The organism is Bradyrhizobium yuanmingense (assembly GCF_900094575.1).
In the GTDB taxonomy this organism is placed as follows: Bacteria; Pseudomonadota; Alphaproteobacteria; order Rhizobiales; family Xanthobacteraceae; genus Bradyrhizobium; species Bradyrhizobium yuanmingense.
Window position 1 is genome coordinate 1 of record NZ_FMAE01000048.1, and the last position, 11065, is coordinate 11065.

Below are 11065 nucleotides of genomic sequence, written 5' to 3' on the forward strand. Positions count from 1 at the left end.
TCAAATACGAACGTGCGGTGGAGTGCCTGATCAAGGATCGCCACGCGCTGCTCGCCTTCTTCGACTTCACTGCTGAGCACTGGATCCACCTACGCAGCTCGAACCCGATCGAGAGCGTCTTCGCCACGGTGCGCCACCGAACGGTGGGGACCAAGGGATCGCTGTCGCAACAAACCGCGAAGCTGATGGTGTTCAAGCTCATCGACGCCGCATCGAAGACCTGGCGGCGATTGAAGAGCACGAACCAGTTGCCGAAAGTCATCGCCGGTGTAAAGTTCATCGACGGAATCGAACTCATTCCGAACACTGAAAGCCACGCCGCCTGATCAGGCCGCGTCACCCAAAATCAGCCATAGCTCACTCGGCAATGTGGACCGACACACCGCCGCAGCGTGCGAACTTCCGCGCGTGGACGGAAATCATCTGCAACGAGCTTCTGCCGGGCGACACCAACAAAGAGCGTCGCGGGGCCGTTAAAAGCCCTCTGGAGACCGCATGGACGTTTTCCAACTGGCTAACGCATTCAAAGTCCGCCACCTGGCTTGATGCCGACATGGCGCATGTGATGTCCAGGTTGCCAGCGGAATGCTGTCCCGATCGATCATTCGTGCGTTGCGCGGTGTGCCTGAGGAATGCCCGAACTGCGGCTCGCCGCATCTCGAACCAGAACACGCTGAAAACGCTGCCGCACCCGGCGTACTCTGGGAACGACCGCGCTGCGCTGATTGTGGATGGACCGGCAGGCCCGTCCCAATCCTCGACCTGGAGGATGGACAGCCCATTATCACTCGCGAAGGCGAAAAGTCCGAAGAGCACAGCATCATGACGGTTCCGCTGCGCACGATCGTCAGGCCGGGCGATCCGCCGATCGAGCCGCTGAAGAAAGCAAAAACCGGGCCACCGGAGCCAGGCGTCTATCTTCCCTACGGGTCCAACATGTCGACCGCACGGCTGCGCAAGCGAATGCCGAGCTGCAAGCCGCTCGGCATTGCTACCTTGCCCGGGCATGCGCTTCGCTTCCATAAGCGCAGCAGGGACCTGTCTGGGAAGTGCAACGCATTTGCTAGTGGTAACAACAACACAGTGATCGGAGTCCTGTTCAGCTTCGATCCAGCCGAGCGCGCCAAGCTAGACGAGGCCGAAGGCGTCGGCGCTGGCTACGAGCACGAGATGGTCACGGTCATCAACGAGCAAGGTCGCTGCCGGCGATAAGGCTCGGCGCCGCCTCGAGTTAAGAGTCCGGAATTCCTTGCTGCGGCTGGCCTTCTCGATCACGGCCAGTACCCTCGTCGATACATGATATTTGAGCCGCTAAACGGGCCGAGCGACATCGCGAGAACTGGCTATTCCAGGAGCTCTCACAGAACCCCCAGCCGGGTTCGGGATTGAACGACCGCGCTCGGAGCGGCCGACTACGGCACCTCCCTTAGACCCGAGATGTTGATCTGGAGACGCCATCGGAAGTATCCCAGCACCAAGCAGGCCTTGTTCAAGACCATGAAGTTCAGATCGCAAGCCGCCACCCCATCGGCCAGCACTTGGCTCTGCCAGAAATGGTCGTCGATGCTTTGGTTGCCCGGCTGCAACAAATTCTCGAAGTTGGGCGTCGCGACGGTCAAGGCTCGGCGCAGGACAAGCTCAAAGGGGGAAAGGACACCAGCGTGTTCCTGCGTGATCCCATCAAACACGACGATATGCTCTCCTCTCAAGGCCAGGGCACTTCCACGGATGCGCAGATGGACGCCAGGCGTGACGGTCAGATCGAGATGGCCGTCATTGCTCCCGAGTGGCCCGCCATCGCGCGCGGCCAGGACATAGAGATGCTCACTGTCGACGCGTACGGGCGCCTCGGGCGAGAGACTGGCATTCGGATACCGTGACAGTAGCGTCTCGGCGTCGACGATGATGAGAACGGCAACGTGAGACTCGGAGCGTTGGCTCTTGGTTGAGGGTCTGTCTTTGGCCATTGCTGTTTCCCTTCCTCCCGACCGTGGGATGCTCGGCAACCGCGGAGCTTGCCAAGTGCTTGGGCCGGCCGAACTGGATGGTGCTGACGGCGAATCGGTCTCATTCGAGAGCGACGCGAAAAAAGCGACAGCTGGTCGAGAAGGCCGATCTGCCAGGGACGACGGGTGAGGTCGGCACGCCTCCGGACCGCAAGCTCCGCACCTGCCATTTCATGCCACCCTCGGAGTCGAGGGTGGTTGGGATCATGGCCGTTGCCCCGCTGCGCGGTTCCTTCGACGCCTTGATGATCATCCGCATCAATTGTGGATGCTGATGAACGGATCCCACGAGAAGTATCCCAGCGCGCTGCAATTGCGATCGACGACCATGAAGTTGAAATGGTAGGTAACTCGTCCGATAGCCAAAGTTTCCGAGGACCAATAGTAATTGGCGATCGTCTGACATGTCGGCACGGACGGATTGCTAGGATTGGGATGCGCGAACGAGGCCTCCGCCTTCCGCGGGGTCGGCGTCGAGATCAGCTCGTTCCCTACGTTTCCGATGAAGCGGTAGAAGATCACTGACTTCTCGAACCCAAGGGAGAGGCTGGTCTCGCGCCAACGAATCAAATCCCCGACCTGGGCCTTCAGGTCGAGCTCGCCGCCCGCTTGCCCACTGATCACGTTGTCCTGATTTGTGATCATGTAGACATGGCGGAAATCAATGAGAGTGGGGCTGTCCGGTCTTTTGCTCGGATTCGAGTACTTCTGAAGAATGGATTCCGTATCAAAAGCAACAAGAACGTCTGTGACTCTGGACATGATGCTTCTCCATTGCAAAGAGGAATGTTCGGCTTTCGCCGAGCTCACCCCATCGCCGTAGACCATTGCGATGCCTGACAACGCCGTTCGTTGGATTACGCTGCTTCGACCGGTTCATCAGGAGTTGGTTGCGGCCGCCGAGTAGGCTTGAGCTTTCGTGAGCGGCCCATTCGCGTGATCATAGGATGATTTCTCCTCAGGCCGCGCGCATTGCAGGAGACCTGCATTTGCCGTGCCAAAGGAGAGGGAATCACTATCGAGGGCGTCGTCACTCCCCATCTCGGTTCTGGAGCGCTCAGCCATGGGAGTACTGTAACCAGTGGCTCCGAGGAGGATAATGTACCGGATGGATGACAGCTTTCGGCCTTCGTGTTTGTCCAACTCCGTCGTGTGGGCGCGCATACCACCCCCTCGAGAATGCGGTTAGGCCAATCGCCGCCACGCGCAAGATGTTCATGTTGTCGCGTTCATGCGCGTCGGACTTAAGACGTTTGGCGGCAAGCTGCCACAAACGGCCGCGATTTCACGATCGCGTCACGAAGAAGCTGGTTCGCTCTCGACGCGCGGCTCGCAAAACGTGGCACGCCAATTGCTCGGCCTACGACACCGCATCGCCGGGCTTAGTAATGTGGTCCTCCCGCGTCCTGGGATGCGGTCCAAGCCCGAAGAGAGGAGGTCACGATGCGGATGGCACCCAGCAGGCGAGCATATAGATTGATGGGCACACTGAGTCGGCTGCTCGCAACGGCCCGCAAGCTCAACCCTAATCGCAACAAAGCGATGGCTAGGCGCGCCATGCTGCGGCACAGCTTTGGCAACGGAGACCTCCATGACAAGTTCGTCTGATATCGTGCGGCTTCGAGCTGGTCCGGGCACCGCTTCGCTAACGAAGTGGGGTTGGGTTTTCGCCCTCGGCGTAGTTTATCTGATCACTGGCTTCGTGGCGCTTGGTAGCGTTGCGCTCGCGACGATGGCGAGTGTGGTGCTAGTTGGCGTGATGATGATCGTCGCCGGCGTTGCCGAAATGATCAATGCTTTCCAGGTTAAGACCTCGGGCAAGTTCTTGCTATGCGCTCTTTTGGGTGCGCTCTACATCGTCGCGGGGCTTGTGACGGCGGCAAGTTCAGATACCCATCCGGATGGGCGGGGACAGCACGCGAACTCTTATCAGAATCCTCGCCAAGCTCTGCCGGCCGATCTTGCGCAACAGCCGCTGCACGCGCTTGCGATTGACGGCATGGCCCTGGCGCGCAGCATCGCGGTCACCCGACGCGAGCCGAGGAATGGCCAACTCACGAACAGTTCATCGATCCGCAGCATCAGCGCCGAATCGTCATCGTCGTTGAGGGCGCGGCCGATAGACGCTTGAGCGAGCGACGCCGAGCAGCTGGCACTGCTGGGGCACCGACAGCTCTCCATGATTGCGGTCGACGAGCACGCGGCGATCCGGGGCGCTCATCTTCCGTAGCCCTTCGCTAAAAACTCCCGCTCGATGATCAACTGGCCTATCTTGGCGTGCAGCTTCTCAATCTCGCGCTCGTGCCCGGCTGCGCTGTCGCCGTTGCTCTCGAACGCCCGCGCTGCTTGATCCAGAAGCTGCTTCTTCTAGCGTAACTCTGGTCCGGGGGCAGTAGCGGCCGAAACGTTCCATCACGTTGCTCGGTGGGCATTTTCTTTTCGGTGATCAGCGGACAATCACTCCGCAATGCTTGGTCTGTCCTTGAATTTGCGTTGGCGATCCAACGTGACGCGGCCAGGTCACGGATCTGCTTCGGATCGATCGACGGCTGCGCCTCGAAGTCGAAGCCGGCAAGCTCCTTCACGGCCGGGAAGTGTGCGAGTTTCAGCGCCATCTCGATGCGGCGATGATCCTTCGCGATCTCGCGCTAGCACAGCAGGATCAGCGTCTCACGCGCCGACAGGTTCGCGCGCGCCGCCTCGTCGAGCAGGTTGTCGAGCTGGTCCCGGATGCCGGCGAGCTGCAATCGTGCCAGCATGGCGTCGAGCCGATCGATTGGTGCTTCGGTAGCCTTCTTTATGCGCGCCATCAGAAGCTCCCTCCGATCGCTGCTTCGTATTCGGCAAGAGGACGCAACAACGAGGGCAGTGGAGACGATGCCGGCACCGTCGCTGCCGCAATCTCCGGTCGGCAGACCGCGCCATTCTGCCCGGCAACACCGTCGAGGTGGGTGGTATCGACGATCCGCAGCCGGCGACCTTCCGATTGCTTGTGGACCGCAACCTCGCGCATGCCTTGGCGGATACGCACCTCGCCGGCCGCAACCGCACCGAGTAGCTGTTCGTATCGACCTCGACGGCTTCAACCTGTGTGTCTCGTCACGCGCGAAGCGGACGATCGGCGCCTCGCCGGTCGTGCCGTGGATACGCACGTTCGCCACCTCACGCTCCCACTCGGCGAGATGCGCCTCGAATGCCACCCAGCTCGCGAAGGAATGCCCCGCGATCGCATTCTTCTTCACGTAACCGACGCCATTCTCCGTCTAGCCCTTCGTGCGCGCCCGATACGGTGCGCAGGCGCTAGGACGGAAGCCCCAATGCTTCGCGAACGCGATGAGCTTGGCGTTAAACTGAACCGACCGGCTCACCGCGTCGTGGCGCACCACGAGCGCGCGTGGATTGTCCATCAGCACTTCCTCCGGCACGCCGCCGAAAGTCGTAAATGCGCTCTCGAGCCCACCGAACCAGTGCTCTTGCTTCTCGCCCCGGAACGCACGCACATGCAGCCGCCGCGAATGCCCGAGCGTCGCCACGAACACGAATGCTTTGACCTTCACCCCGCCGATCTCGACCAGACGCTCGCCGAAGTCGATCTGTAGCTGCCGGCCCGGGGGCGTCTCGAACCGCGTCGTCGCCAGCGCTTCCGCCTTGAGTGCCTGGCGATAGGGCTGCACGGCGCGTTGCAGCGTTCGCCGGCTGACTGCCACGCCTTCCTCGGTCAACAGGTCCTGGCGCACCACATTTGCATTGCCGCGATGCCGAATGAACCTCTCGCGCAGCCAACCTTCAAGGCCATCGAGCCGTTTCGGCGCTCAGGCGACCTGAACGGCTTCACCCCGCCCGCCGCAACGTAGTCCTTCACCACGGCACAATTTCACGCCTGTGAAGAACGCGCGGCGCAAGTGCATTGCATCGGGTATGCTACCCGCAAGCCACAAAGTCTGAACGACTCGAAGAACTTCGTAGTATATACAAAGAACTCTCAGGAGAGGAGGGCACCGCTGCGGAAGCGACTGATATCGCGCAACGTTCTCGCACGCTAAAGATTGATTTCGTACCGCTTGCCCGGCGGGCACGAGAAGTCTCCTCCTTCGCCACCAACTCCGGTTCGAAGCGCTGCCGGAGAACGCTGATATTTTGCAGAATGCGCTGATCATCTTCGGTTGCAGGTCACGTAAGATCTCTTATGCCCACTCGGCACCTTTACCCTGTAAAGTTCGAACGTCCTCGTCGATTCCCAGCAACGTGAGTGAGTCCGGCGGTTTGCGAACCGATATGAACGGCTTCTTGGCTTCAATCTTGAGTATTTTCTGCGTGAGGAATGGGTTCGAACCTACGGTTTCGAGAATAAAAAGCGCCTTGACCGATCGTCCCCGGTCAAAAACCAGTCCGCCGCTCTGCTGCTGAATGGAAATCAGACTGACCACGGGTTCGAACCCGTCCTTCGGAGCAATCTTTTCCCGTTGTCGAATGCAATCCTTTTGCAGCGCGGCTCGTTGTATAGTAGATAAAATAACGCATAAGTGACACTGACTCGCGGCTCTAGAATCGAACTCGATCTTATGCGAATCAGAAGTCCACAGATCGTGCCAAGTTGGCTCAAGCATGCGAGAGGGTGCGACAAGCCATACGGCACGGATTTCTGCCGCTGAAAGCGAGTTGGATCTTTCTGAGATCTGGTTGACGGCCTAAAGCCCGAAGCCTGTCAAACGCCATCCGGAACTGCCCCCTTTGCGTCATGAAGAACTGCCCCCACGCTCGGGTTCATGATGTCGGGCCGTCAGCGGCGGGCGCCTTGATGAGGCCGCTCTTTCGCTTGACGCGGAGGCGGTAGCTGTCGCCGCGGATGGTCAGCACGTGGCTGTGGTGCAGGAGCCCGTCAAGGATCGCGGTGGCGACCACCGGATCTGCGAACACGGTGCCCCATTCGGCAACGCTGCGGTTCGACGTGATCAGCATGGCGCCGGTTTCGTAGCGGCGGCTGACCAGCTGGAAGAACAGATGCGCCGCGTCGGGCTCCAGCGGCAGGTAGCCGAGTTCGTCGACGATCAGCAGCTTTGGCTTCGCCAGCGCGAGCAGTTTCTCGTCCAGGCGCCGCTCGCGCGCCTTGGCGAGGCCAGCGACCAGCGTCGTCGCCGTGGTGAATCGCACCGTGTAACCGGCCAGGATCGCCTCTCGCCCGAGCGGGGTCGACAAGTGTGTCTTACCGACGCCCGGCGGCCCGAGCAGCAGCACGTGCACTTATCCGGAGGGAACTCTCAATCGCCGACCCAACGAACTTCGATCAGCTGCAGAACGGCTTCTTCAATGCACTTGCCACGGGGCTGGGCTACGAGACGACTTCGCCATTTCAGGTACTCCAACCCGCCCCACCCTCATCGGAGTTTCCGGTGCCGACAGCCGGTTGTGGGACTATCTCGATATCATTCCGCCAGCCACACTCAATATGAATGTCGGCTCGGAGCTGGCGGCAACAAGTTTTCAGTCGATTATCAGGGCGTACTTTCCGCGCTCCAGCCTGCTTCCGAGCGCTTCCAGGATACCGTGGATCCAGTCTGTTACAAGGCTTGGGCCGAGACACGCGACAAGCAAGAAGCAGGTCCAACCGGGCACGATTTCCAAGTATGGCCTCTTGGTTGCGAGCTCTGCTCTGCTAAAGCACGCCAAGGCGCCATCGCGCTCAACCGAGACAACCTAGATCCGATCTTCGTGGCGATGAATAACGCCATGCCGTATAGACCCGGCACGGAGCCGATCACCTTCTCGATCGGCTATAGCGACATCGTCGAGCTGCTGCTAAAGGCCCCGTCGCGCAAGTTCAATGTCGCACAAGGAACGTGGAACACCGATGTCTCAAAATCTTGAATCAACGGCTCGTCCGGCGGCTTTTTCGGCCTTTGGGGAGGCAGCAGCTCATCCTCAAAGTTTAGCGAGAAGTTCGCTGCAAGCGGTGTTTCTCCCGACGCGTCACTCGCGAATGTGATGCCCGTCAGCCCACGCCCAGTATTCGGCGGCGCTAGGTCTTGCACATCACAACAAGAACGCCGCACCATGGGATTCGGGTTCAATAATCAACTGGGAACGCACATTCGGGCCTGAGGGCAACATGCAACCATTCACCACGACGCTGCTAATTGCCAATAAGATGGATGTACTCGTACAGTCATTCGTCACCTACAGCGAAGATGAGCAAGCAGACGTTCAGAACAATTCAAAAGCCGGGCTATGGCCTTTCTACAGTAGGGCGAATCGAGCGGGTCGTCGCCCTCGGCAAGCTTCGACAAGGACGGGCGATGACGATCATCATCACCAGCGACGACAAGATACCGATCGTGATCGGTGCTCTTGTCGAAGCCGCCGGAACCTATCTCGGCGCTGAGAGCGATGCGTCGGCTTTCCTCACGAAAGCGCTGTTCAGTGCCGAAGCTCGCGGTCGTAAGAAATGACATAGTGCGCCGGGTTGGGAGTCGCGTGATGCGACGCACTAAGCTTATTTTCGTTCGCCGAAGCTCATCCAAAGCGCCGCCTGCATTGGCGCCCGAGATCGTGGATGCGGTCGTCTGGAGGCAGACGTGTCAACGTCAGGCATCCTGAGCTGCCGCCGAATGGAGTAGCTGTGACAACATTCGTATTCTCCAAGCACGGTTCGTGCAGAATGAGCTTCGATCGTTCGGCCTGTTGAACTTCTCGCCAACACCTGCAGACTGGTATCTCTCTTCCGCACTCGGAATGGCCTATAATAATCCGGGTACGCTCCCCTGGGATCTTACGGTTACCCACTTTTTTGAGGTGCACTGAGCCGAGAAACTTGAGTCGCCAGAATCGCTTGCGATTCTTTGATGGGCACCTGATTCGAGAAAAAGTGCTCTATGGGACTGACTTCACGCGTCCGGGATGAGAAGGCGCATCGGGTGGCGTCTGACGCGTTGACTTGGTTTGACCGTGAAGCTGCGCTGTGCGAATTCCGGGACGCTCGACTTGGCGAGAGCTTTCGCATGCTGCTGCAGCAGATTGGTGGAGATATCGGACAGAGCATTCCGGTGGTTTGCCAAGACTGGGCGAATACCAAGGCGGCCTATCCTTTCTTCTCCAATGAACGAGTAAGCGAGGCCGACATCCTGTCTGGTCATCTTGAATCCACGCGGGAACTTATCGCGGCTGCGAAAGGGCCTGTCTTGTCCTGCATGATACGACCGAATTCACCTATCAAAGGGAGCGCCCGGATCTGATCGGGATCATTAAGCGTGTCCCCAGAAGGAACTCGCGAAGATTGGACGGAAAACCCGAAACGTACACGACATGCGGAATATTGATGCATTCGAGCCTTGCGGTGACCCTCGAGGGCTTCCCCGGGGGCTCAACGCCGTGAAGTGTGGACCAGAAAGAAATTCAAAGGGGTCGCCGCGCTTAGGCGCGAGGTCAACCCCGACACGGATCCCCATTGAAACCAAGGAGAGCATTCGGTGGCTGGAGAACCTCAAGCAATCCACGGACCTTTTCGAGGAGCCATCGCAGTGCATCCATATCGGTGATCGTGAGGCCGACATTTATGAATTGTTTTGTGCCGCCCAAGAGGTTGGAACGCATTTCTGGTAAGGACCTGTGTCAATCGCCTGGCAGGCGATGGCGATCATACCGTTGCAACGATAATGGACGAGGTCATGGTCAAAGGCCTCCACCGGATCGAAGTCCAGGATAGCAAGGGCAATCCAGACCAGGCTGTTCGTGAAATCCGGTATCGTAAAATCCGTATTTTGCCACCCATAGGCAAGCAGTCGCGGTATCCAGCTTTGACTTTGACAGTGATCCACGCTGATGAACGAGGAGCGCGCAAAGAACAGAAAGAAGATTGAATGGAAACTCCTGACATATCTTCCGGTGCAATCGAGCAGGGATGCGATCGAGAAACTCGATTGGTATTCCCTTCGATGAAAGATCGAGGTCTTCCACAAGATACTCAAATCCGGCTGTAGGGCAGAGGACTCGCAACTGCGGACTGCTCAGCGATTCACGAATTTGATCTCGGTATTCTGCATTGTGAGCTGGCGCATCTTTTGGATGACGATGCTCAATCGTTCAGCGCAAAATGCTTCACCGGAATTTGTGCTGACCAAAGCTGAAATCCAATTGCTTGATCGGCTCGTCGAAAACAAGACTCCAGTCAGCACCAACGAAAGACATTGTCGCATTATCTCATCAAGATCGCCAGGCTCGGCGGCTATCTCGCCCGCGCCAACGATCCGCCACCAGGGACTCTGATCATGTGGCGCGGATTATCGCGATTCATCGATCTCGCAACGGGAGCGAAACTTTCCCAAAAACTCTGCCCCAAAATGTGGGTAATCGTAAGCCCTGGGATGCCACCTCCCGGCTGGGATACGACTTTTGGCGCTGGGGGCACATTGCCGCGGTTCCTGTCGAGCCTCCTAATAGTTGTGGAAATGCGGATTCACTATAGCTCCGGGGCTACGTTCAGCGAGGTCGACAAAGCGGAGATTATCGCAAATCGGATGGGGACTCTGGCCCTACTATCTCGATGATACACACGCGGCCACAGTTGTCAGCTTCGATAATCAAGGGACGATGACTGTAAGAATCGAGAGTCAGAAGGATCGGCCAGTCGCGCTTTTCGCCTCGGTGCTTTCAGCGGCCGAATATCTAGGTGCAAGATAGGGACGAGCTGGGCGGCGACTTCACTCAACTGTTGCGGAACGGCTGTAAGCATCATGATCTAAGAACTCCCGTACTTGAACAGGGGGCGGCGGACGGATGGGCACACTTCGCAAATGCAGCCGCGATATTGCTCCTGATTTTCCAAGCTTCTGAAGCGCGTCGAACATTTTCCCCTCTTGGACGGCGTTTCAGTCGCCCATCCCCGCTACGCGCCCGGTTGCCGCATCTCTTCGTCAGACTGGAAGCACCGGACTCACAATGGGGGCCATGACCTTGCCCCCAAGTGTTATTCAATCCTGAGTTCGCTCCGGCTGTTGGATTTGCCCGGTTGGGTGGTGGCAGCGAGGGGAGCTGGCGGCGGAGCTTTCGGCCTAGCGCAGCGCCAG

At 58.7% G+C, this 11065-nt stretch carries 15 protein-coding genes and 1 pseudogene; 8 read left to right on the forward strand and 8 right to left on the reverse strand.

Going from position 1 to position 11065, the window contains the following annotated elements:
* The coding region (locus GA0061099_RS37880; RefSeq protein ID WP_208604923.1) for a transposase at positions 1-326 on the forward strand (326 nt) is incomplete at its 5' end.
* A 259-nt stretch (positions 327-585) separates the two neighbouring features.
* Positions 586-1212, forward strand: a complete 627-nt coding sequence (locus GA0061099_RS37885; protein WP_225115039.1) for a gamma-glutamylcyclotransferase family protein — start codon at positions 586-588, stop codon at positions 1210-1212.
* Positions 1213-1412: 200 nt separating this feature from the next.
* Here GA0061099_RS37885 and GA0061099_RS37890 read toward each other — a convergent pair whose 3' ends face one another.
* Together GA0061099_RS37890 and GA0061099_RS37900 are read right to left on the reverse strand one after the other, a co-directional pair.
* The gene (locus GA0061099_RS37890) at positions 1413-1967 is read right to left on the reverse strand and encodes an AidA/PixA family protein (protein ID WP_063822499.1); all 555 of its coding nucleotides are present in this window, start codon (positions 1965-1967) and stop codon (positions 1413-1415) included.
* Between the two features lie 297 nt (positions 1968-2264).
* Positions 2265-2768 (reverse strand): inclusion body family protein, encoded by a 504-nt coding sequence (locus tag GA0061099_RS37900; protein WP_036032112.1) that lies wholly within the window; start codon positions 2766-2768, stop codon positions 2265-2267.
* A gap of 829 nt (positions 2769-3597) precedes the next feature.
* On the opposite strand from GA0061099_RS37900, the gene GA0061099_RS42540 reads away from it, so the two are divergent.
* Complete coding sequence (locus tag GA0061099_RS42540) at positions 3598-4137, forward strand: HdeD family acid-resistance protein (protein WP_225115038.1); 540 nt, start codon at positions 3598-3600, stop codon at positions 4135-4137.
* Between the two features lie 136 nt (positions 4138-4273).
* Here the strand turns inward: GA0061099_RS42540 and GA0061099_RS43315 are convergent, their stop codons facing one another.
* The 6 genes and pseudogenes from GA0061099_RS43315 to GA0061099_RS37935 all read right to left on the reverse strand — a co-directional run.
* The gene (locus tag GA0061099_RS43315) at positions 4274-4648 is read right to left on the reverse strand and encodes an ATP-binding protein (RefSeq protein ID WP_420886591.1); all 375 of its coding nucleotides are present in this window, start codon (positions 4646-4648) and stop codon (positions 4274-4276) included.
* 6 nt (positions 4649-4654) lie between these two features.
* Positions 4655-4816, reverse strand: coding sequence for a hypothetical protein (locus GA0061099_RS43320; protein WP_370137892.1), 162 nt, complete (start codon positions 4814-4816; stop codon positions 4655-4657).
* The gene (locus GA0061099_RS40835; RefSeq protein WP_158672120.1) at positions 4816-5019 is read right to left on the reverse strand and encodes a hypothetical protein; all 204 of its coding nucleotides are present in this window, start codon (positions 5017-5019) and stop codon (positions 4816-4818) included. The genes GA0061099_RS43320 and GA0061099_RS40835 overlap by 1 nt, the downstream gene beginning before the upstream one ends.
* Positions 5020-5269: 250 nt before the next feature.
* Positions 5270-5785, reverse strand: coding sequence for an IS21 family transposase (gene istA / locus GA0061099_RS39600; protein ID WP_081493115.1), 516 nt, complete (start codon positions 5783-5785; stop codon positions 5270-5272).
* A gap of 405 nt (positions 5786-6190) precedes the next feature.
* Positions 6191-6433 carry a hypothetical protein gene (locus tag GA0061099_RS37930; RefSeq protein ID WP_036032103.1) on the reverse strand — a complete coding sequence of 81 codons (243 nt, stop codon included), beginning with the start codon at positions 6431-6433 and terminating at the stop codon, positions 6191-6193.
* Between the two features lie 337 nt (positions 6434-6770).
* Positions 6771-7244 (reverse strand): annotated as a pseudogene (locus tag GA0061099_RS37935) (ATP-binding protein); the annotation flags it as partial.
* Positions 7245-7412: 168 nt separating this feature from the next.
* Between GA0061099_RS37935 and GA0061099_RS40840 the strand changes: the two are divergent.
* The 5 genes from GA0061099_RS40840 to GA0061099_RS42555 all read left to right on the forward strand — a co-directional run bounded on the left by GA0061099_RS40840 (position 7413) and on the right by GA0061099_RS42555 (position 10265).
* On the forward strand, positions 7413-7871 hold the full coding sequence (locus GA0061099_RS40840; protein WP_141697796.1) for a hypothetical protein: 459 nt from the start codon (positions 7413-7415) through the stop codon (positions 7869-7871).
* A gap of 320 nt (positions 7872-8191) precedes the next feature.
* Positions 8192-8452: a hypothetical protein gene (locus GA0061099_RS40845; RefSeq protein WP_141697797.1), complete on the forward strand. Its 261-nt coding sequence runs from the start codon at positions 8192-8194 to the stop codon at positions 8450-8452.
* A 423-nt stretch (positions 8453-8875) separates the two neighbouring features.
* Positions 8876-9235 (forward strand): IS4/Tn5 family transposase DNA-binding protein, encoded by a 360-nt coding sequence (locus GA0061099_RS42545; protein ID WP_074448601.1) that lies wholly within the window; start codon positions 8876-8878, stop codon positions 9233-9235.
* 432 nt (positions 9236-9667) lie between these two features.
* The gene (locus tag GA0061099_RS42550) at positions 9668-9859 is read left to right on the forward strand and encodes a hypothetical protein (RefSeq protein ID WP_225115037.1); all 192 of its coding nucleotides are present in this window, start codon (positions 9668-9670) and stop codon (positions 9857-9859) included.
* Between the two features lie 205 nt (positions 9860-10064).
* Complete coding sequence (locus GA0061099_RS42555) at positions 10065-10265, forward strand: hypothetical protein (protein ID WP_225115036.1); 201 nt, start codon at positions 10065-10067, stop codon at positions 10263-10265.
* Positions 10266-11065: the final 800 nt, after the last annotated feature.